Source organism: Paenibacillus pedocola, from assembly GCF_031599675.1.
In the GTDB taxonomy this organism is placed as follows: Bacteria; Bacillota; Bacilli; order Paenibacillales; family Paenibacillaceae; genus Paenibacillus_AQ; species Paenibacillus_AQ pedocola.
In genome coordinates this window covers 5,024,953-5,050,881 of sequence record NZ_CP134223.1, presented here as the reverse complement: position 1 = coordinate 5,050,881, position 25,929 = coordinate 5,024,953, and the positions used below count along the sequence as shown (strand labels likewise).

15 protein-coding genes, 7 tRNA genes and 2 rRNA genes are annotated in these 25,929 nt (G+C 52.1%); 21 read left to right on the top strand and 3 right to left on the bottom strand.

Annotation, left to right across the window (positions count from 1 at the left end; all coding sequences use genetic code 11):
- The first annotated feature begins 259 nt into the window (after nucleotides 1–259).
- From QU597_RS22355 to QU597_RS22310, 10 genes are all read left to right on the top strand, one after another.
- Nucleotides 260–3,186 (top strand): 23S ribosomal RNA (locus QU597_RS22355).
- A 147-nt stretch (nucleotides 3,187–3,333) separates the two neighbouring features.
- A 5S ribosomal RNA gene (gene rrf / locus QU597_RS22350) occupies nucleotides 3,334–3,450 on the top strand.
- Between the two features lie 96 nt (nucleotides 3,451–3,546).
- Nucleotides 3,547–4,071, top strand: coding sequence for an ATP-binding protein (locus QU597_RS22345; protein WP_310829877.1), 525 nt, complete (start codon nucleotides 3,547–3,549; stop codon nucleotides 4,069–4,071).
- A gap of 85 nt (nucleotides 4,072–4,156) precedes the next feature.
- Nucleotides 4,157–4,231, top strand: a tRNA-Glu gene (locus tag QU597_RS22340).
- Between the two features lie 66 nt (nucleotides 4,232–4,297).
- Nucleotides 4,298–4,373: transfer RNA gene (locus QU597_RS22335), tRNA-Val, on the top strand.
- 34 nt (nucleotides 4,374–4,407) lie between these two features.
- Nucleotides 4,408–4,484: transfer RNA gene (locus QU597_RS22330), tRNA-Met, on the top strand.
- Between the two features lie 4 nt (nucleotides 4,485–4,488).
- Nucleotides 4,489–4,566 (top strand) — tRNA-Asp (locus tag QU597_RS22325).
- Nucleotides 4,567–4,621: 55 nt separating this feature from the next.
- A tRNA-Gly gene (locus tag QU597_RS22320) sits at nucleotides 4,622–4,696 on the top strand.
- 6 nt (nucleotides 4,697–4,702) lie between these two features.
- A tRNA-Arg gene (locus QU597_RS22315) sits at nucleotides 4,703–4,779 on the top strand.
- 26 nt (nucleotides 4,780–4,805) lie between these two features.
- Nucleotides 4,806–4,884, top strand: a tRNA-Leu gene (locus tag QU597_RS22310).
- A 346-nt stretch (nucleotides 4,885–5,230) separates the two neighbouring features.
- Here the strand turns inward: QU597_RS22310 and QU597_RS22305 are convergent.
- Nucleotides 5,231–6,001 carry a DeoR/GlpR family DNA-binding transcription regulator gene (locus tag QU597_RS22305; protein WP_310829876.1) on the bottom strand — a complete coding sequence of 257 codons (771 nt, stop codon included), beginning with the start codon at nucleotides 5,999–6,001 and terminating at the stop codon, nucleotides 5,231–5,233.
- Nucleotides 6,002–6,301: 300 nt separating this feature from the next.
- Here QU597_RS22305 and QU597_RS22300 point away from each other — a divergent pair, with 300 nt between their 5' ends.
- Genes QU597_RS22300 through fucU form a run of 4 tightly spaced genes read left to right on the top strand, consistent with a single transcriptional unit; the run spans nucleotide 6,302 to nucleotide 10,674 of the window.
- Nucleotides 6,302–8,068, top strand: coding sequence for an L-fucose isomerase (locus QU597_RS22300; protein ID WP_310829875.1), 1,767 nt, complete (start codon nucleotides 6,302–6,304; stop codon nucleotides 8,066–8,068).
- A 28-nt stretch (nucleotides 8,069–8,096) separates the two neighbouring features.
- The gene (locus QU597_RS22295; RefSeq protein WP_310829874.1) at nucleotides 8,097–9,533 is read left to right on the top strand and encodes a rhamnulokinase; all 1,437 of its coding nucleotides are present in this window, start codon (nucleotides 8,097–8,099) and stop codon (nucleotides 9,531–9,533) included.
- A gap of 28 nt (nucleotides 9,534–9,561) precedes the next feature.
- On the top strand, nucleotides 9,562–10,212 hold the full coding sequence (locus QU597_RS22290) for a class II aldolase/adducin family protein (protein WP_206101659.1): 651 nt from the start codon (nucleotides 9,562–9,564) through the stop codon (nucleotides 10,210–10,212).
- Between the two features lie 21 nt (nucleotides 10,213–10,233).
- On the top strand, nucleotides 10,234–10,674 hold the full coding sequence (fucU, locus tag QU597_RS22285; RefSeq protein ID WP_310829873.1) for an L-fucose mutarotase: 441 nt from the start codon (nucleotides 10,234–10,236) through the stop codon (nucleotides 10,672–10,674).
- A 150-nt stretch (nucleotides 10,675–10,824) separates the two neighbouring features.
- Here the strand turns inward: fucU and QU597_RS22280 are convergent, their stop codons facing one another.
- Entirely contained in the window at nucleotides 10,825–12,810 is a 1,986-nt protein-coding gene (locus QU597_RS22280) for a beta-galactosidase trimerization domain-containing protein (protein WP_310829872.1), read from the bottom strand.
- A 131-nt stretch (nucleotides 12,811–12,941) separates the two neighbouring features.
- On the opposite strand from QU597_RS22280, the gene QU597_RS22275 reads away from it, so the two are divergent.
- Nucleotides 12,942–13,850, top strand: a complete 909-nt coding sequence (locus QU597_RS22275) for an AraC family transcriptional regulator (protein ID WP_310829871.1) — start codon at nucleotides 12,942–12,944, stop codon at nucleotides 13,848–13,850.
- On the opposite strand, the gene QU597_RS22270 is transcribed toward QU597_RS22275, so the two are convergent.
- Nucleotides 13,840–14,730, bottom strand: coding sequence for a helix-turn-helix domain-containing protein (locus QU597_RS22270; protein ID WP_310829870.1), 891 nt, complete (start codon nucleotides 14,728–14,730; stop codon nucleotides 13,840–13,842). The two genes, QU597_RS22275 and QU597_RS22270, sit on opposite strands and share 11 nt — an antisense overlap.
- A 131-nt stretch (nucleotides 14,731–14,861) precedes the next feature.
- On the opposite strand from QU597_RS22270, the gene QU597_RS22265 reads away from it, so the two are divergent.
- From QU597_RS22265 to QU597_RS22240, 6 genes are all read left to right on the top strand, one after another.
- Nucleotides 14,862–15,638, top strand: coding sequence for a DUF459 domain-containing protein (locus tag QU597_RS22265; protein WP_310829869.1), 777 nt, complete (start codon nucleotides 14,862–14,864; stop codon nucleotides 15,636–15,638).
- A gap of 58 nt (nucleotides 15,639–15,696) precedes the next feature.
- On the top strand, nucleotides 15,697–18,006 hold the full coding sequence (locus tag QU597_RS22260) for a helix-turn-helix domain-containing protein (protein ID WP_310829868.1): 2,310 nt from the start codon (nucleotides 15,697–15,699) through the stop codon (nucleotides 18,004–18,006).
- Between the two features lie 243 nt (nucleotides 18,007–18,249).
- Entirely contained in the window at nucleotides 18,250–19,236 is a 987-nt protein-coding gene (locus QU597_RS22255) for an ABC transporter permease (protein ID WP_310829867.1), read from the top strand.
- A gap of 15 nt (nucleotides 19,237–19,251) precedes the next feature.
- The gene (locus QU597_RS22250; RefSeq protein WP_206105270.1) at nucleotides 19,252–20,136 is read left to right on the top strand and encodes a carbohydrate ABC transporter permease; all 885 of its coding nucleotides are present in this window, start codon (nucleotides 19,252–19,254) and stop codon (nucleotides 20,134–20,136) included.
- A gap of 36 nt (nucleotides 20,137–20,172) precedes the next feature.
- Nucleotides 20,173–21,726 carry an ABC transporter substrate-binding protein gene (locus tag QU597_RS22245; protein ID WP_206101650.1) on the top strand — a complete coding sequence of 518 codons (1,554 nt, stop codon included), beginning with the start codon at nucleotides 20,173–20,175 and terminating at the stop codon, nucleotides 21,724–21,726.
- Between the two features lie 376 nt (nucleotides 21,727–22,102).
- Nucleotides 22,103–25,876, top strand: coding sequence for an Ig-like domain-containing protein (locus QU597_RS22240; RefSeq protein ID WP_310829866.1), 3,774 nt, complete (start codon nucleotides 22,103–22,105; stop codon nucleotides 25,874–25,876).
- Nucleotides 25,877–25,929 lie beyond the last annotated feature (53 nt).

The following is a 25,929-nucleotide window of genomic DNA, read 5'->3' as shown; positions in this document are numbered from 1 at the left end:
ATGAGGACATTCAAAGCTTAAATCTAACCGGTCGGTTAGTTACTCACTCGTTGGTCAGTTTTGAGAGTTTAAGCTCTCAGCAGTACCTTGATCCTTGAAAACTGGATACCGAAACGAATTTGCGTTTTAGAACATCTTTTAGCTGAAACTTGTGTAAGCAAGTTGAAATAGTTATTAGTTGATACGAATTTTTCTGTGAAGGAAATGAAGATCTTGAATTTATTCAATGGTCCGATATTTCTCCTCCGGAGAAAATCGAGGTTAAGCTAATAAGAGCACACGGAGGATGCCTAGGCGCCAGGAGCCGACGAAGGACGTGGCGAACAACGAAACTGCCTCGGGGAGCTGTAAGCAAGCTTTGATCCGGGGGTGTCCGAATGGGGAAACCCAGCTGTGGTAATTCGCAGTTACTCACATCTGAATACATAGGGTGTGTAGAGGCAGACCAGGGGAACTGAAACATCTAAGTACCCTGAGGAAGAGAAAACAATAGTGATTCCGTCAGTAGCGGCGAGCGAACGCGGAACAGCCTAAACCAAGGGGCTTGCCCCTTGGGGTTGTGGGACGTCTCACATGGAGTTACAAAGGAATATGGTAGGTGAAGAGGTCTGGAAAGGCCCGCGATAGAGGTAAAAGCCCTGTAACCTAAACTGTGTTCTCTCCGAGACGGATCCCGAGTAGTGCGGGGCACGTGAAACCCCGTATGAATCCAGCAGGACCATCTGCTAAGGCTAAATACTACCTGGCGACCGATAGTGAAACAGTACCGTGAGGGAAAGGTGAAAAGCACCCCGGAAGGGGAGTGAAATAGAACCTGAAACCGTGTGCTTACAAAAAGTCAGAGCCCGATCTATGGGTGATGGCGTGCCTTTTGTAGAATGAACCGGCGAGTTACGTTTAACATGCAAGGTTAAGGTGAGAAGCCGGAGCCGCAGCGAAAGCGAGTCTGAATAGGGCGATTTAGTATGTGGACGTAGACCCGAAACCGTGTGATCTACCCCTGTCCAGGGTGAAGGTGCGGTAACACGCACTGGAGGCCCGAACCCACGTATGTTGAAAAATACGGGGATGAGGTGGGGGTAGCGGAGAAATTCCAATCGAACTCGGAGATAGCTGGTTCTCCCCGAAATAGCTTTAGGGCTAGCCTCGGTGAATGGAGTGGTGGAGGTAGAGCACTGATTGGGTGCGGGGCCCGCAAGGGTTACCAAGCTCAGTCAAACTCCGAATGCCATTAACTTCTTGCCGGGAGTCAGACAGTGAGTGCTAAGATCCATTGTCAAAAGGGAAACAGCCCAGACCATCAGCTAAGGTCCCCAAGTGTGTGTTAAGTGGGAAAGGATGTGGAGTTGCACAGACAACCAGGATGTTGGCTTAGAAGCAGCCACCATTGAAAGAGTGCGTAATAGCTCACTGGTCGAGTGACTCTGCGCCGAAAATGTAACGGGGCTAAACACACCACCGAAGCTATGGCTAGATACGTATGTATCTGGGGTAGGGGAGCGTTGTATGTGGGTTGAAGGTGTACCGTAAGGAGCGCTGGACAGCATACAAGTGAGAATGCCGGTATGAGTAACGAAAAGATCAGTGAGAATCTGATCCGCCGAAAGCCCAAGGTTTCCTGAGGAAGGCTCGTCCGCTCAGGGTAAGTCGGGACCTAAGGCGAGGCCGAAAGGCGTAGTCGAAGGACAACAGTTTGAAATTACTGTACCACCGTAATCCGCTATGAGCGATGGGGTGACGCAGGAGGGTAGTGACGCGGACTGATGGATGTCCGTCTAAGCAGTGAGGCTGGTGTGTAGGCAAATCCGCACATCGTAAGGCTGGGCTGTGATGGGGAGCGAAAATTATAGTAGCGAAGGTCATGATCTCACACTGCCAAGAAAAGCCTCTAGCCAGGAGAAGGTGCCCGTACCGCAAACCGACACAGGTAGGCGAGAAGAGAATTCTAAGGCGCGCGGAAGAACTCTCGTTAAGGAACTCGGCAAAATGACCCCGTAACTTCGGGAGAAGGGGTGCCTCGGTAGGGTGAATAGCCCGAGGGGGCCGCAGTGAAAAGGCCCAAGCGACTGTTTAGCAAAAACACAGGTCTGTGCGAAGCCGCAAGGCGAAGTATACGGGCTGACGCCTGCCCGGTGCTGGAAGGTTAAGGGGAGTGGTTAGGGGCAACCCGAAGCTATGAACCGAAGCCCCAGTAAACGGCGGCCGTAACTATAACGGTCCTAAGGTAGCGAAATTCCTTGTCAGGTAAATTCTGACCCGCACGAATGGCGTAACGACTTGGGCGCTGTCTCAACGAGAGATCCGGTGAAATTTTAATACCTGTGAAGATGCAGGTTACCCGCGACAAGACGGAAAGACCCCATGGAGCTTTACTGCAGCTTGATATTGAATTTGGGTACGATCTGTACAGGATAGGTGGGAGCCGTAGAGGCAGGAGCGCAAGCTTCTGCGGAGGCGCCGTTGGGATACCACCCTGATCGTATCTAGGTTCTAACCTGGTACCCTAAGCGGGTACGGGGACCGTGTCAGGCGGGCAGTTTGACTGGGGCGGTCGCCTCCTAAAGAGTAACGGAGGCGTTCAAAGGTTCCCTCAGAATGGTTGGAAATCATTCGAAGAGTGCAAAGGCATAAGGGAGCTTGACTGCGAGACCTACAAGTCGAGCAGGGACGAAAGTCGGACTTAGTGATCCGGTGGTACCGCATGGAAGGGCCATCGCTCAACGGATAAAAGCTACCCTGGGGATAACAGGCTTATCTCCCCCAAGAGTCCACATCGACGGGGAGGTTTGGCACCTCGATGTCGGCTCATCGCATCCTGGGGCTGAAGTAGGTCCCAAGGGTTGGGCTGTTCGCCCATTAAAGCGGTACGCGAGCTGGGTTCAGAACGTCGTGAGACAGTTCGGTCCCTATCTGTCGTGGGCGCAGGAAATTTGAGAGGAGCTGTCCTTAGTACGAGAGGACCGGGATGGACGTACCGCTGGTGCACCAGTTGTTTCGCCAGAAGCATGGCTGGGTAGCTACGTACGGACGGGATAAGCGCTGAAAGCATCTAAGCGTGAAGCCCCCCTCAAGATGAGATTTCCCAATTAGTAAGACCCCTTGAAGACGACGAGGTAGATAGGTTGGAGGTGGAAGTGCAGTAATGCATGGAGCTGACCAATACTAATCGGTCGAGGGCTTATCCAAATTTCGAAGAATGCAGATTCGTTTCGGATTCAGTTTTCAGGAATCAAGTTCTGATTCATGAGACCCTAGCGGTTGATTGATAAAGAATTGATATTCAGCATTTGGCGATGCTGAGACCTGAATACGCATTTACGCTGTAAATGCCCGTTTGGTGGCGATAGCGGAAGGGTTCCACGCGTACCCATCCCGAACACGACCGTTAAGCCTTCCAGCGCCGATGGTACTTGGACCGAAGGGTCCTGGGAGAGTAGGACGCCGCCAAGCACTTAAGACCCCTGTTGATACTATCAGCAGGGGTCTTTTGTTCGTTTTACGGATTAGTTATACTGGGAGTTATGAATAATCACGGGAGGGATGTTGTTGATTATTTGGATAAATGGAGCTTTTGGTTCCGGAAAGACACAAACTGCTGTAGAGCTGAACCGTAGAATAGAAAATTCCTTTATATTTGATCCTGAGAATGCTGGGGAATATATTAGTCAAAATGTACCGACAGGTATGCTCAAAAATGATTTTCAGGATTATCCGCTTTGGCGTGAAATCAATTATGCGATGTTAAAGCACATTGATTCTGAATATAACGGCACGATTATCGTACCCATGACGATTGTAGAAGCAGCTTATTTTAGGGAATTGACAGGCAGGCTGCAAAATGAAGAAATTACAGTTCATCATTTCACCTTATGTGCTTCCCGGAAGACCCTGTTAAAGCGGCTTAGGAGCCGTGGCGAGAGAGAGGACTCTTGGGCTGCGCAGCAGATCGACAGATGCCTTAGCGGGCTACAACAGGCGTTATTCCAGCGGCATCTAGATACGGAGGCATTAAGCGTAGAAGAGGTCTCTGAGGCCGTTTTGTCTTCTTTAGGATGGCCTCAGAGTACATAGATAAAAAATAGGTAAATATAGTATTGCTATTTTACAGAATAATTGGTATAATATTTTTTGTTGTCACAAACGACATTGATGATATGGCCCGTTGGTCAAGGGGTTAAGACACCTCCCTTTCACGGAGGTAACATGGGTTCGAATCCCATACGGGTCACCATTTTCCTTAATAAAGATTGCTTTTATAAGGGATGTGTGATAAGATCATTAAGTTGCTTCTTTCAATGGAGGCTTAGCTCAGCTGGGAGAGCATCTGCCTTACAAGCAGAGGGTCGGGGGTTCGAACCCCTCAGCCTCCACCAGATGAACCATTGAGGAAGATAATACTTTTACTGACGCGGGGTGGAGCAGCCCGGTAGCTCGTCGGGCTCATAACCCGAAGGCCGCAGGTTCAAATCCTGCCCCCGCAACCAATTTGGAACCGTGGTGTAGTTGGCCTAACATGCCTGCCTGTCACGCAGGAGATCGCGGGTTCGAATCCCGTCGGTTCCGCCATTTAGTTGGCTTCAGGGATATGAATCCCACAGTGTTATAAGAATACATACCGTGTGCGGACGTGGCTCAGCGGTAGAGCATCGCCTTGCCAAGGCGAGGGTCGCGGGTTCGATTCCCGTCGTCCGCTCCATTATTTGCGCCCTTAGCTCAGCTGGATAGAGCGTTTGACTACGAATCAAAAGGTCGGGAGTTCGAATCTCTCAGGGCGCGCCATTATTTTAAATAACAATTAAATTTATGCCGGCGTGGCGGAATGGCAGACGCGCTCGACTCAAAATCGAGTGGGAAACCGTGGAGGTTCGAGTCCTCTCGCCGGTATTATCAGACACAGGCTTACAATTTGCTTTCGGGCGATTTTGTAAGCCTGTTTTTATATTTATCACAATGTGTACCTCCGGGTACAGAAAGACTGCGAAAAGCTATAGACCTCCTTAGGTGCGTGGACCTGGTGGAATAGGGGGATGTGCATATTTATTAATGAAAGCGCTGTCGAAATTAGGGATAAGAATTCTGCTATTGGAGCTTTTTGAATACCATCCACAACAGCACTATAAGACAGGCTCCGACAGCGATAAGAACGAATGGAAACCACTGGGGAGCATGATAAGCAGCCAAACTTATCGATCCCATTGTAGGACTCACCCCCTTCCTGGTGAAGAATAGTTTACATCTCAGAACTGTAGAGAACGGATACCTGATAGGTATTCAGAAAAGCGATCCATTCTTCCGAAGGCTTCTGATCGGTCACAATGTAATCGACCTTATCAAAGCTGAAGAGCTTAATGAAGGCGATACGGTCAAATTTGGAATGGTCTACGAGCAGCACGACCTTACTGGCCTGCTTTTGCATTAGAATTTTTAGTTCGCTCTCTTCTTCGTTGGAATCACTGAGGCCTCCGGTCATAGACAGCGCTTTACAGCTGAATAGAGCTACATCCACATTGTACTTTTGTATGGACTGGGAAGCTGTGGGGCCAACGAAGGAGCTGGTTTCAGGACCTAAAGTACCGCCGGTGGAGATGAGCTTGTGACCGGAATGCTGGAACTCGGACAACACAGCCAATGAGTTGGTGATTATCGTTAGATTCTGTTTGGCTTCGGTAATTTTACGTAAGGCTTCAAAAGCTGTTGTACTGGTATCGGTCATCAGACTGTCCCCGTCATTAATCAAGTCCAGTACATTGGCGGCAATAATGCCTTTAGCTTCAAGATTAATCTGGTGTCTGCTTGCATAGGAAGGATCTTCATTGGTATGCGCATTCAAAATGGCGCCGCCGTAATTCTTTTTGGCCAGTCCTTCTTTATCGAGTTTGTCTAGATCGCGCCGGATCGTCTCTTCGGATACCTGGAATTTTTGGGCGAGGTCAGCGACATGCACTTTTTTATGTCTATAAAGCTCGTTAATAATGAGGTCCCGCCGTTCAAATGCCTTCATGTATTATCCACCTTTAATTATTAATCATTTAATATTCATAGTGTACTACAATTTACTAAGAGATAGTCAGAAATCAACATAAACTCCACACTATTTTTTGATAATATCACATTAAACCACAAAAATATAAGAATATTATGTGGTTTGTTGTTGACTTCGTTGAATTTGGATTCTATTATTAACATGAACTTCATTTAATCAGTCCCAAAACATTAATGATAGCGCTTTATTCGCAGGATTGATTTTTTTCTAAATGGATTTGCCGCAATATTCAACCACTTATTATGAGGAGGAACAGCAGTGGCAACAAATTATCCGAAGATTGGTATCCGGCCCACCATTGATGGCAGAAGACGCGGTGTCCGCGAATCGCTGGAGGTCCAAACGATGGGCATGGCGCAGCGTGTGGCTGAATTTCTGGAAGAAAAGCTTTTTTATCCGGATGGTTCTCAGGTAGAGTGTGTTATCGCTGATTCTACAATCGGCGGTGTTAAGGAAGCCGCGGCTGCCGCACAGAAGTTTGCAAGTGAGAATGTTGGAGTGTCTATTACTGTAACCCCGTGCTGGTGTTATGGTTCGGAAACCATGGATATGGATGCCACTATTCCTCATGCAGTATGGGGGTTTAATGGAACGGAGCGTCCGGGTGCGGTATATCTGGCTGCGGTATTGTCTGCCTATGCACAAAAAGGAATTCCGGCTTTCGGGATATACGGTGAGGATGTTCAGGATTCCGGCAGCGAAGAGATACCGGCGGATGTGCAGGCCAAGCTGCTGCAGTTTGCCAAATCTGCTCTGGCGGTAGCGTTGATGAAGGGGAAATCCTATTTGTCGATGGGCTCCGTCTCCATGGGGATCGCGGGTTCGATAGTTAACGAGCAGTTTTTCCAGGATTATCTCGGCATGCGCAATGAGTATGTGGATATGTCTGAATTTGTCCGCCGGTTTGAGGAAGAAATCTATGATCAAGCAGAGTTTGAGCACGCACTGGCCTGGGTCAAGGAGAATTGCCGGATCGGAGCAGATAATAACCCGCCGGAGCTGCAAATCAGCGATGGGGAAAAGGAAAAGCAATGGGAGACATGTGTGAAAATGACCCTCATTGCGCGCGACCTCATGGTCGGTAATCCTAAGCTGGCTGAGCTTGGCTTCGAGGAAGAGGCGAACGGGCATAATGCACTTGTCGGCGGCTTCCAGGGCCAGCGGCATTGGACGGATCATTTTCCGAACGGGGATTTCATGGAGACCCTGCTGAACTCTTCCTTTGACTGGAACGGCAGACGTGCACCGTACATTGTGGCAACTGAAAATGACAGCTTGAATGGCGTAACCATGCTGTTCAATTATCTGCTCACGAATACCGCGCAAATCTTCGCCGATGTCCGCACGTACTGGAGCCCTGCCGCTGTAGAGCGTGTAACCGGATATACGCTGGAGGGAGACGCGGCAAACGGCCTATTGCATCTGATTAACTCCGGCTCCGCGGCGCTGGATGGAACAGGTGAGCAGAGTATTGATGGAAAGCCGGCGATTAAGCCTTTCTGGGAGATTACGGATGAAGAAGCGGATAGCTGTATCGCACAGACCCGTTTCCGCGCTGCATCGCAGGAATATTTCCGGGGGGGAGGCTTCTCTACAGATTATCTGACAAAAGGCGGAATGCCTGTTACAATGGCCCGTCTCAACTTGGTTAAGGGACTCGGTCCTGTACTTCAGCTTGTAGAGGGTTTCACCGTGGAATTACCCGAAGCTGTTCATAAGACGCTGGATGAACGGACTGATCCGACATGGCCAACAACCTGGTTTGCGCCGAAGCTGACGAATCAGGGCTCATTTAAATCTGTTTACGATGTCATGAACAATTGGGGAGCCAACCATGGAGCCATAAGCTACGGGCATATCGGCGCAGATCTGATCACGCTTGCATCTATTCTGCGGATTCCAGTCAGTATGCACAATGTGGAAGAGTCACGTATTTTCAGACCGCGGGTATGGTCATTATTCGGTACAGAGGATCTGGAGAGTGCGGATTACAGAGCCTGCCGGAACTTCGGGCCGCTGTATTAATTCCTCAAATGAAGCAGGTGCGGTTAATATGAGCGATGCTATAAATTTGCTGGCGATGGATCTGGGGGCAAGCTCCGGCAGGGTTATGCTGGGCGTGTATGACGGTGAGAGTATTCACCTGGAAGAAATTCACCGTTTCGCTAATCAGCCGGTGCAGGCGGGCGGACATCTATACTGGGATGTTCTGAGGATTTTTCACGAAATGAAGCAGGGCATACGGAAAGCCGCTAAGGCTCAGGGTGCATTGACGGCTTTAAGCGTAGATACATGGGGGGTCGATTACGGCTACATTGACAGCCAAGGACAGCTGCTGTATTCGCCGCACCATTACAGGGATCAGAGAACAGCTGCCAGTGCGGGCATCCTTGAGTCCCTATTGCCGCCGGAAGATCAGTTTCGGTTAACAGGCAACCAATCAGCCAGAATCAATACAGTATATCAGCTGTTTGCCGATCTGCGAATCAGCCCTTGGCTAAGAGAGACTGCGGACAAAATGCTGATGATGCCTGACTTGTTCCATTACCTGTTCTCGGGTGTTGGTGTGGCGGAGCAGACGATTTGGAGTACAAGCGGCCTGCTGGCCGCAGGGGAAGCTGGACCTTCCCAGGAGGTACTGAACAGGCTGGGTCTCCCGGTTGAACTGATTCCTGCACGGGTTCAGGCTGGCACGGTCATCGGCTCTGTACTGCCTGCCCTGCAGGAAGAGCTTGGCATAGGTCCGCTCAAGGTGATAGCCGGAGCTTCACATGACACGGCTTCTGCGGTGGCCTCAATCCCCTATATATCCAAACCGGATGCCGCGTTTATCAGCTGTGGAACATGGTCCCTGGTGGGAATGGAGAGTGAGCGGCCGGTAATTACGGAGCTGGCCCGTGAATACGGGTTTACCAATGAAAGCTGCTATGGGGGCAGCAATCGTCTGCTGAAGAATATTACAGGGCTGTGGATTTTGCAGGAAACGCAGCGGGGCTGGGCAGATGCGGGTGAACCGGTGTCTCATCAGGAGGCTGCCCTGCTTGCACAGAGTGTTCATAGGACAGCGTATGCTGCACCGGTTATTAATCCGAATGATGTGCTCTTCAGTACACCTGGCGATATGCCGGGACGGATAGAGGCGTATTGTACCCGGACCGGGCAGACACCGCCGCAGACAAAGGCAGAGATCATTCTAACGATTCTGAACAGTCTGGCCTTCTCATACGCAGAGACGATTAAGGAGCTGGAAGCGCTAAGCGGACAGATCATCCGGAGAATTCATATGGTTGGCGGAGGGATCCAGAATGTTCTTCTATGCCAGCTTACGGCAGACGCTACCGGCAAGGAAATTGTCGCTGGACCTGTAGAAGCGAGTGCGATCGGGAATATTGCGGTTCAATTAACGGCCTTGGGAGCAGTTCATACCTCTGAGGTCAGAGAACTTGTGGCACGCTCCTGTACGCTTTCCAGTTATTATCCGGCTTTATAAATCATTCATTAAATAAAGGAGAGTAACCATGAATCATACTGAAGAGGAATTGCGGCTGCAAATTTGTGATATAGGCAGAAATCTGTTTAACAAGGATTTTATAGCCGCTAATGACGGCAACATTTCTGCGCGCCTATCGGAAACAGAGATTCTTACTTCACCGACCGGAGTCAGCAAAGGGTATCTAAAGCCGCATATGCTCGTAAAGGTTAATCTGCAGGGGGAGATTCTTGAAGCTGCGGAAGGCTACCGTCCGTCTACTGAAGTAAAAATGCACCTTAAGATTTATAATGAGCTGCCTGAGATGAAAGGCGTAGTTCATGCGCATCCTCCTTATGCAACTGCCTTTGCCATCAAAGGCGAGAGCCTGGACAAGATGATGATGCCTGAGTCTGTGATTGCCATGGGGGATATTCCACTGGCAGAGTACGGGACACCTTCAACGGAAGAAATCCCGGATTCGCTGATCCCTTTTCTGGGCAAGAAAACAGCAGTCCTTCTGGAGAGTCACGGTGCATTGACCTGGGGCAAGGATGTAATGAGCGCCTACCTGAACATGGAAAGGCTCGAATATACAGCTAAGCTGACGTTTATTACACGAATGATTAACGGTGAACGGGAATTGCCCCAGAACCGTATTGATGAGCTTGTTGCTTTAAGATCATTTTATGGAATGTAGCCCGGCTCTAGGAGGAACAACATGCTGAAGAAAATACCGAAGCTCCTGTCCCCCGAACTGATTCTTGTACTGATGGAGATGGGCCATGGGGATGAGCTTGTGCTGGCAGACGCCAATTACCCGGGGCATGCACTGCATTCCAGAGTGTTGAGATACGATGGCATCGGGATTCCCCGGCTGCTGGATGCGATCCTTGAACTGCTTCCCCTGGATCATTATGCGGCGCACCAGGCGGCGTTCATGGCTGTGGTTGAAGGTGACAACACGGTACCGGTGATCTGGTCTACCTATGAAGACATTATCGCCAAACATGATGAGGCGGCAACCATCGAATACGAGGAACGCTTTGCGTTCTATAACCGCTCCAGGCAGAGTTATGCCATTGTAATTACGGGTGAAGAGGCGTTATACGGAAATATAATCATCAAAAAGGGTGTTATAAAACCGGAGGATAACAACTGAGATTCGTTACGGGCGAACGGTAATAGATACCCAGTTAGAAGGGGTTGATACGCGGATAGCGGATTAAAAAAAGGGAGGTTACAGAAGCCGGAGGCTGCTGCGACGTCCCTTATTTTTATATATCTACGGGCTCACCCGCAAGTATTTTGGCTACGCCAGCTCTATCACTGCCATCTGGTGATTCTCCAGGTAGGGAACCGTATACGAGAGTTCACCCTCCTGGCCGGCCGTAAACGGCAGCGCTGTCATTGACGGGGCAAGATAGACTCGATGGACGGGGGCAGCGGTGGGGAGACGCAGACTGACGGAAATGTCCCGCAGCGGCACGATGTCTTCAATGACTTCAATGCGGCCTTTGAGTACGGGAGCGGCATAGAGCAGATGGTTCACATAGCGCCGCTCTGCCTGCTGGTACTGCAGGGTCGTTATTCCCCGGGCCGGCAGACTGGTACTCAGGGCTGGCTGCGGAAGCAGCCGGGAAAGGGCGTGGAGCACCATCTCTTTCAGGATGAGATGTCCGCCATCCGCATAATCGCTGAACACCTCCCAGGCAATATAGATTCCGTCTTCACTCTCGACCATGCCTGGACCCTTGTCTTCTCTGGTACCGGGGGTGTGCTGATGCGAACAAAAGGTGAAGACATCACGGTTGAAATACGGATTCTCCAAGTGGCCCAGTGAATGACCGCCTTTAAGTTCCACTAGCTGGCCCTCGCTGTACATCACATAGGAAGCGGGCAGCAGGGCACCGGGAGTGAAATGCGGACGGAAATAAGATGGCCGGTACGGATTAACTCCCAGCCAGTTGATTCCGAGGTTTAGCGCAAAAGCATCCCCGGCCATGTTTAGACCCGAACGCCCTGTGGCCAGCACCTTGCCGCCTCCTGCCGTAAAGGTTTCTATGGCGCCGGCCAGTTCCGGCCATACCGGCACCTCGTCCGGCAGAATCAGCACCTTGTAGGCGGTGAAATCACTGGACATATCCACGATGTCGAACAGGTAGTGGCCTTCAGTCAGCATGCGCACGACACCGGCATCGGCCAGATTGCGCTGCCCCTTCAGTTCGTGACCGCCGGGACAGGCCTCACGCGCCGCTTCCAGGGACAGGACCGCGATGTCGGCAACTGATTCTACCCCGCTGCACCAAGGCTCCTTCGCTTCTACCTCGGCGTAGGCAGCGCCGATCAAGGCGTAGGTTGCTTCGTCCATCCGGCCTGAAGGGTGAAGCTGGTCGCCGATGGAGCATTTGGCGCCGTGGGCGAGACTGAGTGCGGCCTCAAACCGCAGTGCGTTCGGATGCTTGTAGCCTCCGAATTCGCCCCACGACGTATGGAATTTGCCGGTCATGCCGAGAAATTCCATGCCCAGCGGCTGGGCGTACCGTGCCGACAGCGGGAAATGGTCATAGCCCCAGCCTCCGGTCGGGAGCGATTCCAGTTCAAGATGGCTGTTGACATGGACAAGATCACGGCGGCCCCGCTGCTGATGACCGTTGTTGTGATAGACCGGAAGACCGGGCTTCACGGCGTCGATAGTCTCCCTTACGCGGCGCGCATAGTTCAGATAAGTCGCTTCCCCCAAGGCAACTACGGATGTTTCGTCGCGGGGGTCCTGGCCGGCTGCCCGCAGTGCGGCTACACAATACTGGCAGCGGCATTTACGGGCGCCGACGATGTCGAGAAAGATGCCGTCTGCATCGTACCGGGAGACGACTTCATGGATTTGCGCCAGTAAAATGTCCAGATAAGGTGTGCCCAGGCAAAACTCGTGGTAACCCGGCGTCATAAAGTCCTTCACCCAGCGGGTCCGGTCCTCTGCATCACGGATCAGCCACTCGGGATGGCGGCGCGCCAGCTTCTCATCAAGACCAGCCGACAAATATACCGGTGTCCGGACCCCGATCTCGTGAGCCGCCGCGATCATTTCCCCCAGCAGGTCAAAGGAGAGATGCGGATGCATTTCATTGGCTTCACTGGGATGGTAAGCCCAGCCGTGATGGCATTTGGAGAACACAGTGATTGAATCTACATGCCCGGTACGCAGCATAGCTTGAAAATTGGCTTTGGAGAATTCCTGTCCTATGCCGGGAATAGCTTCGGAAGTATGGAAGTCGAGATGAACCTGACGAAAACGCATCGATAAACAGCCCCTTATATGGTTGGATGTAAAGCGGATTCCCAGTCAATGTACCTCTTTTCCGCCAGAGCAGCCAGTGATAATATAGACTTTGAATAGCACAAAATCGACTTGGACAGGAGAGATATACGGTGCTGTGCCTGGAATTCGCCATCCCGCCGCTGCCGCAGTTCGTCACGGTGGGACATGCCGTCTGGTCGCCGGGAGACCGGCATTTTGCCCGCACCTTCGCAGTGTACGATCTGCTGCTGGTCAAGCGGGGAACACTCTATATGACAGAACAAGATAAGGAATATGAGATTGGTCCGGGTAAGCTGCTTGTGCTGGAGGCGGGGCTGCCGCATGCCGGGCATAGAGCTTGTGCAGAGGATACAGAGATTTACTGGGTGCACTTCATCCACACTTGTAAGCCGGCTTATATCCGGCGGGAGGATATTCCCTGGCCGTCGCTGCTGGCCAAAGGTACGGTAGAGGATGAGGAGCCTTCGGCACAGCAGCGCCTGTACATGCCGAAGTTCGCCGATGTCGATGTAGAGGCACTGGAGCCGATTCTGCATGAGATGAACGAGATTCACAGCCGGCTGAACGCAGAAAATGCACTCCGGCTCCATCTGCTGCTGGCCGGACTGATGGCGGCATTGCAGGCGGAATGCGCGCGGACTGCCCTGCCGGAGCCGGCGGTCAGGCTTGCCCGGGCAGCAGCAAGCTATCTGAACGTTCACTGGAGGCAGCCGTTTAATCTTGCCGGGCTCGAGGAGGAGCTGCATTTCCAGGCAGATTATATTACGAGATGCATGAAACAGCATATCGGCACAACACCGCTGCAGTACGTGCTGCACCTGCGCCTGGAAGAAGCCAAAAAACTGCTGGGCGGTACGGTGCTGGGCATTTCCGAAATTGCCGAACGGGTAGGCATTCAAGATCCCAACTACTTGACGCGTCTGTTCCGTGCAAGGTTTGGGGTAACCCCCGGAGTGTACCGGCGGCGGCTTCGTCAGAGAGATGAGTCCGCTGCCGGTCCGGAGAGGTTCAAGGATTGACGGGGGATGCTTGCCCTGAATCCCGTATTTTCTCGCGGTATTCGCTGGGCGTGCAGTGAAATACTTTGCGGAACTGGCGGGAGTAATAGTTCTGGTCGTGGAAGCCGCTGTCCATGGCCACTTGGGATATGGAGAGGTCGGGGCTCCGCAGCAGCGTGCAGGAATAATCCAGCCGCTTGCGGATGACATAATCCATAGGGGTGGTCTGATAGTTGCGGGTGAAGACTCTCAGGAACTGGCGGGTTGACATGTAGGCCATATCTGCCATGGATTGCAGGGTAATCGGCTGCAGAAAATGCTCCTCGATATAGGTAACCGTCTCACCGATCCGCAGCGCCTTGTTATCCTCGCGTCCGCTGCTGTTCTGATAATACCGTGACAGCATGCCTACGAGTGCGGTGAAATAGGTACGGATCATAAGCCGATACCCTTCCTGCTGATGGTCATGCTCACCCAGAATACAATCCAGCAGCCGTGTAGCCTCCTGGAGCTGTCCGGCATCAAGGGTGAGCATGCCTTTGAAGTACATCTCCTTCCGGTAGAAGGGCTCGATATAGAACAGCGCCTGAAAACCCGGCATCAGCCTGAGCTCGGACTGCTGCAGCAGCTGCTCGGGCTGGAACATCACGTTAACATATTCGATGCCGTCGACATTCTTGTAACCGTGGGAAACATTGCTGTGGATTAGAAAAACCTGGCCGGCGCTAACCGGATACTCCCTCCCTTCGATAATATGTACCGCGTTTCCTGACAAAATGACGACGAGCTCGGAGAAGTCATGGCTATGGACATAGTAGTCATGGGTCAGCGGACATTTCTGGATTCTGAAGGTGAAGCCGGGTTCAAGTCCGATGTCCCGCGCAAAAAGTTTGGTTGTCATGGCCATATTATGCTAAAGATGGTCGATATCGTCAAGGCGAAAAAGGGCAGGCGGCGCTACCATTAGGTTGCGGGTGTACCGCCCGATTTCGGCCGGGCAAGGGACCAGCGCGATCGACTGGAGGGAGAAATATGCTGCATTTATTTACTGATAAGATAACTGATAAGGTAATAAAAGATTCTGCGGATCTCCGGATTCTGTTTCTCGGGGACAGCATTACAGCTGACGGCCTCTATATCCATCTGGCCGGGGAATGGCTGAGGAAGCACCGTCCGGATCTGGCCGTGGAACTGGATGCACGCGGTGTCCCCAGCGAGACGGCCTCGGGCCTCAGCGAAGCGGCTCATCCGTTCCCGCGGCCCTGTGTACATGAACGTCTGGCAAAAGAACTCGCGGAAGCATCTCCCGGTGTGGTCGTAGCGTGCTATGGCATGAATGACGGGATCTACCATCCCTTCTCTGAAGCACGGTTCTCCGCCTATAGGGCAGGAATGCTGCGGCTGAGTGCACAGATCCGTGAAGCCGGGGCCAAGGTCGTACTGATGACCCCGCCGCCGTTCGACGCCGAATCAATGAACGGCCAGCTTCTGCCTGCGGAGGCGTCCGGTTTCAGCTATCTGGCGCCCTACAGGGATTATGACCGTGTACTTGAGCGTTATACGGACTGGCTGTTATCGGGGAGCTGCCCCGCCGACGGCATCATCGATCTGCGCACTCCGCTGCTGGAGCATATCCGGCAGGAACGCTCGCTTAACGCCTCGTATACCTACGGTGACGGTATCCATCCGGATGCATCGGGTCACAGGGTGATGGCGCAGACACTTCTGCGGGAGCTGTTCCATGCAGAGCCGGGTACATGGCCAGATGAGAAAGACTCCCGGAGGATGTTACAGGATAACGAGGATTGACAAGCAAAATCGCGCGGGATTATATTAAGGTCACCCGAAGAGCAGGGAGAGAGGACCCATGAATGTATTGCAGACGATCCGCTCGCGCAAATATTTACAGCGGATTTTGCTCAGCTTTATGCTTGTTGTCGCCATACTGGCTGTAGCTTCGTTTGTTTTGAACACCAGTGCCCGCGGTAAGGTGCTTAGCCTGCAAAATGAAGCTGACCGCAAGCTGCTGACCCAAATGAATTACAACATTGAGAACATGAATGGCATCGTGAAGGATCTGGCGGTTTCCCTGTACAATGACGAAGAACTGATTGCGCTGAAGTCCGGTGCGGATTACAGGCAAAGCATTCTGAAGATCGAACGCCTCAATCATACGGTGGCATCTTCCCCGTATCTGCATGCTGCGGTTTTTTATAACGGTGCACAGCACCGGTTCTTCTCATCGCTGAATCATGACATTGATAACAGCCTCTTTTACAATGCCTTAGAGGATTATATGACCTCCCGGGCCGATTTGCCGAAGCTGCAGCTGATTCCCCTGGATCTTGACGGCAAGGACGAGGGAATCGATGTATTTGCCTTTTTCATGTATGACGGAGATTCCCTGGGTTCAATCAATGACAATGTGCTGATTTTGACGGTGAAGCCGGGATGGATGCTGGATAATATGAAAGCGCTTAATCATGTGGCTGAGCGGGAAAATGATGTGCTTTTCGTCACCGACAGCGAGGGTGAGGTGCTTATTTCGACTGACGGACAGCTTCCGGCCGGACTTAATATTAAGCAGGATCTGCTGCCGCAGATCTCCTCCTCGGACACGCCGCTGGATTCTTTTAACTACACGTATGGAGACAGAAAGTATAAAGTCACTTATCTGAGTAAAGCCCTGAATAACTGGCAGATTGTCAGTATGCAGGATTATGATGTCGTACTGGGCAGCGTCCGGCAGATGAAGTGGACGGAACTGGCAGTAACGCTGTCTGTAGTGCTGCTTGCTGTAATGCTGTCCGTGTTCTTTTCGCTGCGGCTCTATAAGCCGGTGGGCCAGCTGCTGACGCTGGTGCCGCAGGATGAGCGCGGCGCTCCGCAGGCGAAGGATGAGCTGTCGCTGATTACAGCCAACGTGACCGAGATGCTCGGCAAGCTAAAGGGGCTGGAACAGGAACGGGCATCGCAATCCAATATAGCGAAGATCTACCAGCTGCGGAGCCTGATCGGGCTCAGCGGCAGTGTAGACGAACGGGCATTTCTGCAGATCAGGGAGCAGTACGGGATTGATATTGCCTATCCGTCGCCGCTCCGCCTGGCGCTGGTACAGATCGATGATCTGCAGGGACTTGCTCCCGGCCCGGGACTGCCGATGGAATCACTGCTATACTTTGCCATTGGCAATATCGGCCAGGAGCTGCTGCGCCTTGAAGGTTCCTGTGAAGCGGCGGATATGAAAAGCGGGCATCTTGTCTTTATCGCCGGCGGCGAAACGGGGAAACTGGAAAAGCTGGGAGAGCGCTTCAAGGAGCTTCAACAAACCATTCTTGGCTATTACCGCATTACGTTTACGGTTACGCTGAGCGAAATATTCACGGACTACCGCTGCATATCGCAGCATTACAATCTGGCAGTGCGCCATTTGGGCTACCGGATGATTTACGGCAAGGGAGCGGTACTTGAGCCTGATCTTCTCCGGGAGAATGAGCGGAATGAATCACTGCGCATCCCGCAGGAGCTGGAACGGCAGCTGACAGAAGGACTGAAAGGCGGGGATCTGGCGGAGACGGAGCAGGCAATCCGCAGCTGGAGAGAACTGATCGGGGGGTTCAGCTTCGAAAATATGTTCTCCGCGGTGCTTCATCTGGCGGTTACACTGAGCAACACGCTTGGTGAAATGAACAATCATAACGTCAATCCGGTGTCAGTCAATCTGCAGGCCATTAACCGGCGCATTCTTGAAAAAGAGACACTGGATGAGATTGAGGCTGTTCTGCTGGAGGTTGTGCGTGAGGTTGCAGACCAGCGCCGGAGCGGACGCGAGGATAAGAACCGGCTGCTGGCTGAAACGGTAAAGGAAATTATCGACAAGCATTACGCTGATCCAGACCTCAATGTGCAGCGGATCGCCGACATGCTGAAGATGAGCTCCGTTTATTTGGGTCAGGTGTTCAAGACACAGGAAGGAACGACTGTAGTCGATCAGATCAATGCAGCACGCCTGGCCTATGCCAAAGAGTACCTGGAGCAGAAGGACTTAACCGTGACGGAGATTATGGAGAAGGTCGGGTTTGGCAATGAGAGTTATTTCTACCGCCTGTTCAAACGCCGCTACGGGACGACGCCTAAGGAGTACCGCCTGAAATCAGCCATAGACCGCAGCAAATAAAACAGATCAAAATTCATACGTAATCCGGGCCCGCAGATGAATGATTTTCATTTCGCGGGCCTTTTGCTGTACTGCTGCAGCGTTCAGCCATGCCGGAACAGTAATCCGTGAACAATACAGCCCGGCTGTACAGCAATCCTGTAATTGTACAGTACCGCCAAAGCCGTATTCCACGCTATTGTTAGTCGTGCAAAGCCTGGAACACAGGCAGCCGCTAAGGAAGGAAAGGAAGGGGCTTTGGCTATGTTGAAGAACGTTTCACTGACTCAGCAAGGGGCACATGCGGGTGCGCCGCCGGGAAAACGCAGGAAGACGTGGATCGGAAGAGAGCTTCACCATTTCAAGAACAACCGGGAGCTGTTCCTGCTCTCGCTGCCGGGAATATTGTACAAATTAATTTTTGCCTATATTCCTATGATCGGCCTGATTATCGCCTTTAAAAATTACCGCTATGATCTCGGCATCTTCGGCAGCAAGTGGGTAGGGCTTGATAATTTCCGTTATTTGTTCACCACGGATACAGCGTGGCGGATTACCCGCAATACGGTTCTTTATAACACCGCTTACATTCTGGTGGGCACCTCAGCAGCGCTGCTGCTGGCAATACTCATGAACGAAATTAAGGCAAAGTGGAGCAAGTTCTACCAGACGGCCTTGTTTCTGCCCCATTTTTTATCGTGGGTACTGGTGGGTTATGTAGCATATGCCTTTTTGAATCATTCCGATGGCTTTATCAACCGCACCCTGGAGTCCTTCGGTCTCGAGCCGGTGAGCTGGTACCAGAATGCCGCACCGTGGCCGGTAATCCTCATTCTGGTTCAATTGTGGAAAGTGGTCGGGTTCAACACGCTGATTTATTTTGCCGGCATCATCGGCATTAACAGCGAATATTACGAGGCGGCGCGGATCGACGGAGCGACCAAGCGGCAGATGGCGTTCAAAATCACGATCCCGCTGATGGCACCGATCATCATTATTATGCTGATTCTGTCTATCGGCAACATGTTCCGCGGTGACTTCGGGCTGCATTACTTTATACCGAACAACTCCGGGTTTCTCTATGGCTCTACGGATATCATCGATACCTATGTCTACCGTGCGCTGCGGGAAGTCGGCAATGTAAGCATGTCGGCGGCTACAGGCTTTTACCAGTCGGTTGTCGGTCTGGTGCTGGTGCTGTCGGCCAACGCAATCGTGCGCAAAATCAATCCCGATAACTCTCTGTGGTAAGGAGGTGCCATGGCAGTGGCCCGAAAATTCGAATTCTCCAAGCTGTTTATTAACCTGCTGTTTACGGTGCTCTCCCTTATCGTTATCCTCCCGTTTCTGCTTGTCATAGCAGTCTCGCTGACGGATGAAAAGGCGCTGACCCAAAACGGCTATCAGTTCATTCCTACGTCGTTCAGTCTGGATGCCTACCGCTACTTGCTTGATGCTCCTGATATTCTGCTGAGGGCCTACGGGGTGACCCTTACGGTGACTGTGATTGGATCGCTGACCGGCCTGCTGCTGACTGCGATGACCGCATACGTCATTTCAAGACAGGACTACCGGTATAACCGGGTGACGACATTTTATGTTTTTTTCACCATGCTGTTCAGCGGGGGGCTCGTTCCCTCCTATATCCTCATTACGCAATACCTGCATCTGAAAGACAGCCTGTGGGCGCTTATTCTGCCGATCCTGCTGTCACCGTTCAACATCATGGTCATGAAGGGGTTCATGTCCAAAATCCCGCATGAGATCATTGAATCAGCCAAAATCGACGGGGCGCGGGAGTTCCGTATTTTCTTCCGGATTATCCTGCCCTTATCCACACCGGCGCTTGCTACTCTGGGTCTCCTGATTTCATTTACGTATTGGAACGAATGGTTCAACGCGATGCTCTACATCGATGATCCTAATAAAGTACCGCTGCAGCTGCTGCTGGTGCGGACACTCAACAGTATCGAGTTTCTCACCACGAATTCGGAGTTTACAGGACAGCTCGGTATTGATCTGGCTAGTTTCCCCAATAGTTCGGCGCGGATGGCCATTGCCGTGCTGGCGGGCGGACCGATGGTGGTTATCTTCCCGTTCTTTCAACGGTTTTTTGTCAAAGGGCTTACGGTTGGCTCCCTAAAGGGTTAACATACAATCATGTACAAAGTACAGGAGGTCACTCAAATGAAAAAAAGACTGTTTGGGGTTTTGGCGTTTGTATTGCTCGCGGCGTCGGTTCTGTCCGGCTGCGGCGGCAACAATAACGGCAATGCTAACGGTAACGGGGCAAGCAGTACGGAAGGCAGCGGTACAGAAGGTGTGCAAAGCGCAGCACCGGATTCGGGAAATGCCGGGGAGCTGAAGCCGGTTGAACTGACCTGGTATTATCCGCTGTCGCAGCTTCAGGCCGACCAGGCGAAGGTCCAAGAGGAAGTTAACAAGATTGTGAAGGAAAAGATCAACGCCACCGTCAAGCTGATGCCTGTCGCCATCGGGGACTATGTGCAGAAGATGAACACTGTGCTTGCAGCGGGCGAGAAGTTCGACATTCTCTGGACTGGTTACATGCTCAAGCCGGAGGAGCTGGTACGCAAAGGAGCTATTCAGCCGATGGATGCTCTCCTGGATGAATACGCGCCGGAGCTGAAAGCAGATGTGCCGCAGGTGATGTGGGACGGTCTTTCGGTTGACGGGGAGATTTACGGTATCCCGAACCAGCAGATCAACGGCTCCCGTTACGGATTCATTATTCAGAAGCGGTTTGCTGACAAGTACAAACTTGATACCGCTTCCATCAAAAAGATTGCCGATATTGAACCTTTCCTGGCCCAGATTAAGCAGAATGAACCGGATATTATTCCGTTTGGCGTATTCGGCACTTCTTTTATCAATCCTCAGTCGCATGACGACAAGTACTGGGTAGTTCCGGGACTGGATGACCATTTCTACATCAAAACAGATGATCCGAATTATACGCTGTACCGCTATCCGGAAGAAGAGCTGGACAATTTCCGGCTGGCCAGCAAATGGTATAAAGAAGGTTACATTTACAAAGACGCTGCTACTGAAAAGATGAACGATTATTTGACTAAAGGACAGATTGCCGTAGATTTCAACGTTACGCTGAAGCCAGGGGTAGAAGCCGAAGTTAAGGCGAAAAACGGCGGCAATGAGGTCATCACGGTTCCGCTCAGCGACTGGTTCTCCAACGGCTACTCGGCGACGACCAACCAGTCGATCAGCCGCACCGCCCCTAATCCGGAACGGGCCATGATGCTGCTGAATCTGGTGAATACCGACAAGGAGCTGTACAATCTGCTCTGCAATGGTATTGCCGGTGTTCACTACGAGAAGACGACAGGAGATTACATCAAGGCGCTGCCGGATTCCCGGTATCTGCCGAATATGGACTGGGTGTTTGGCAGTGTATTTAATTCTTATCTGAAGGAAGGCCAGCCGGAGAACGTCTGGGAGGAAACCAAAAAGATCAATTCCGATTCCGAGGTCAACCCTGTCGGTGCCTTCAAGTTCAATTCTGAGCCGGTGAATACAGAGATCGCCAACCTGAATGCCGTGTGGGGTGAATACAAGCGCGGACTTGTTACCGGAACACTGGATTTTGAAGAAACCTGGCCTGTACTATACGGCAAGCTGAAGGAAGCGGGCGAAGAGAAATACGTAGCGGAAGTGACCAAACAATTCGAACAATTCCTTAAGGATAAAGGCTTGAAGAAGTAAGCTGCTATATAGATTGAACTTGAAAATAGTAAATTAGGAAAAGTGATGGAGGGGAATTTTAGAACTGTAGGAGTGTTAGCGTCCGCCTGAAAGCTTTCCGAAGGAAAGCTAGCATCGGAAGCATAGGCTGTCTGCGGATTTCAACCGTGGAAACGGTATAAATCAAGAAATCTGCAGACAACAGCGGCCGGAAGTCCAAATATTCTCTGGAGTCACGGCCAATCCAAAATGGTAAAATCACAAGTTCAAACTATATAGAGATACACCTGTACCGCTGGAGGAACTCGGAAGAACCTGCTGCTCAAAGGCGGCTGCGCTTAGGAAAAATACAGGCGTGGCCGTCAACATTCCCACATGGAAAGGAAGAGGAGCTTTGGTGAGAAAAAGGTTGCTTGCAGCGCTTATGGCCGGTCTGTTGTTCATGATGACTCCCTGTCCACCCTTTGCATCTTCTGCATCTGCTGAGGAGAAGACATCCGGGAAGGCTTTTTATGTAGCTACAAATGGAAGCGATTCCAATAACGGGACAAAAGATGCCCCGTTTCTGACGCTTGAGAAGGCACGTGATACCATCCGTTCTTTGAAGGCAAAGAAAGGATTGCCGAATGGCGGCGTCACTGTATATTTACGCGAAGGAAGGTATGAACGGACGGCCAGCTTCGAATTGCGGCAGCAGGATTCAGGGGAAGCGGGCAAGCCGATCACTTACACTGCTTATCCGGGGGAGTCCGTGACGTTGTCAGGTGCGGAGCAGCTTGCCAAGTCTGCGTTCGTTCCGGTTACTGACCCGGCTGTACTCAGCCGTATCATCAGTACAGAGGCGAGAACGAAAGTACTGACGGCCGATCTGGCAGCGCTCGGAATCACCGATTACGGCCAGCTTAGCCGCCATGGATATTATCTGGCCAATGATCTGAGCCAGGTCCCGCCGATGGAATTGTATGTGGCCGGGCAGGGCATGACACTGGCCCGCTGGCCCAACGAAAGCACGGTGCAGATGGATGAAATTCTTGATCCGGGCCCGACGCGGAAGGATCCGAACGGGGAAGTGCATACGCGCGGAGGCACCTTCACGTATACGTATGACCGGCCGCAGTACTGGACACAGGCTGACGACATCTGGCTGGACGGCATTTTTGGCTACAGCTGGGAATGGTCGTACAACAAAATTGCCTCTATCGATACAGCCGCCAAAAGCATCACGCTCCGTTACGGGGAAATGAGCGGCCTCTTCAAAAACTGGTATCCGGATTTTCATTTTGCGCAAAATCTGCTCGAGGAAATTGATATGCCCGGTGAATATTACATCGACCGCCAGGCCGGCAAGCTGTATTTCCTGCCGAACGCCGAGTTTGCAGCAGCGGACCCGGATATTGAAGTGACGATGCTGAAGACGCCGATGATCAACGCGCTGGATGCATCATACATCGATTTCTCTGAGCTGGTGCTGGAGAACGGCCGCGATTCGGCAGCCGTGTTCATGGGCGGAAGTCACATGCGGATCCTGAACAGCGAAATCCGTAATTTCACTAACAGCGGTGTGCTGGTCAATACGCAGAGCCGGTTTTATTACAATATTTTCGACGGAGCACCGGGTACGGACCACGCCATCATCAGCACCCACATTCATCATATCGGCGGTACGGCCGTCACGCTGGCGGGGGGCAACAAAACGACGCTGCAGCCGGGGAATAATGCCGTGGAAAATTCGCATATCCATGATTTTGCCTACTATCACAAAGCCTATAACCCCGGTGTTCTGCTGTCAGGTGTCGGCAACCGGATGTCACATAATGAGCTGCATGATGCGCCCCATCCCGGTGTGCTGATCTTCGGCAACGACCATGTTGTGGAGTATAACGAAATCTACGATGTATGTACAACCTTCTCCGACCTTGGTGCCATCTACATGAATGCGGGTGAGCAGCCACAGGAACGGGGCACGGTCATCAGGCGTAACTACTTTCACAATATCGGTGAAACCAAAGCCGGGGTGGAAGGGGTATATCCCGATAATTTCACCATGGGACTTACCATAGACGAAAATATCTTTTACAAAATGGGCAATTCGGCCATTAAAAACAACGGCGGGGCGCATATTCTGACCCGTAACAATATTTTTATCGACAGTAAGGTCCCCTATGACTACGCTGATATGTTTCTCGGCGACGAGCCGGATGATCAGGTGCCGCTGAATTACATGCCGAAGTGGCAGGCGCTGTTTGCGGCAAATAACAATTTTACAGGAACGCCTTATATGACCAAATACCCGGAGCTGGCGAATTTCTTCACGGAGAACCGTTATTATCCTGACACCAATACGTTTCAGGGGAATGTCGTCTATAATCCGTCGCTTCCGCGCAGTGTAACGACCAATGTATATGGGGCATACGACAAATTCGGGCTGGTTCAGTATGCAGATAACTGGGTGACCACGGAGGATCCCGGCTTCACCAATCTGGCGGGTGGCGACCTGTCGCTCCGGCCGGATGCGGAAGTATTCGCTACCATACCCGGGTTCCCTGACATTCCATTCGCAGAAATCGGCCTAACCGGTAAAGCAGGTACGACGGCAGGACCTATAAGCCATCCTATCCAGGGGGTGGTCGCTTATGACAGCGAAATTACCGTGGACCGCTGGAAAAGTGTAAAGCTGCAGACGGCAGTCCTTCCGTGGAATGCGGATAATCCCGCGCTGACCTTCACCTCAGCCGATCCCGGCATCGCGGTTGTGGATGGCGCAGGCGTAGTCACCGGCCAAGCGGTCGGCAACACGGTGATCACCGTGGCATCGGCGGAAAATCCGCTGCTGACAGCTTCGGTTAATGTCACGGTAGAAGCGGGCGACGGCGTGATGGATTTCACCGATTTCGAGTCCGGCGCCAACGGCTGGGTCCAGGACGGGAACCGCAGCATTGTGAAGCTTGACGGCAACCGCTGGTATAAGGTGCTGAATGGAGCCTCGGCGCTTAGTCCTAAAAGCTTCTCTGAATATGAGCTGAGCTTCAGGCTGAAGACCCCAGAGACGATGGGGGACAATGTGACCCTGTATATTTTTGACCGCCAGGCCAGCAGCGGCTCCAGCCGGATTGGCTACAAGACGCGGGCAGACGGGACCTCGGCCTGGCTGCTCTACAACTCAGCGTGGACCGTACTGAAGGAAGTGAAGCTCCCTCATCACGACCTGCAGCCGAATACGGAATATGCGGTCAAAATGCTCGTTAAGGGCGGTGATATCAGCGTCTATCTGGACGGAGCGTTTCGCCTGAAGGGCAATGATCCGGGACACAATGCGGAAGGTAAAGTAGGCTTCTACGTCAGCAATGTCAGCCATATGCTGTTCGATGACATTCAGTTCAAGGCACTGACTACCGAGCTTGCCGGGATCATCCCGGCAGAGAGCAGCGTGCGTCTCGCCGCCGGGGAACAGCGGCAATTGCAGCTGGCCTTTGATCCGTCGGATACACCGGAGACGGGCGTTACCTGGCAGTCGGCCAACCCGGCGGTGGCTACGGTGGACAGTACGGGAGTGGTTGAGGCAGTTTATGAAGGGCAGACAATCATCTCGGCCGTGTCAACGGTAAATCCGTTAATTAAAGCCGATATTGCAATAACGGTTTCCAATATTATGCATGAGACAGGCTTTGAGAACGGGGGGAACGGCTGGCCGGTAGATCCGAACCGCAGCATTGCGGCTGATCCGGACGGGAACCGCCGCTATAAGCTTCTGAACGGGGCGACTGCTTTGCTCGACCGCAGCTTTACGTCCTATCAGCTGGATTTCGTGCTAAAGACACCGTCTGTGATGCCTGATAACGGCATCCTGTACATCTTCGACCGCCAGGACAGCACCGGCTCTACCCGGATCGGTTACCGCACCCGGGCCGATGGAACTTCAGCCTGGATTCTGTATAACACAGCCTGGCAGAAGCTTACCGAGACTGTCCTCCCGGGACATGACCTGCAGCCGGACACGGAGTATGCGGTGAAGGTAACGGCCAAGGACGGCGATATCTCTGTATTTGTGGACGGTTCACCAAGACTGTCCGGCAGTGATCCGGGCCATCGGCCGTCTGGTAAAGTCGGCTTCTACACCAGCGGCTTCGCCTACATGCTGTTCGATGACATCACCTTCTCGGTTTTACCTTAAATCTTCGTGAGCGCTCTTCCTGCGGGGAGGGCGCTTTTGCGCTTACCGGAGGG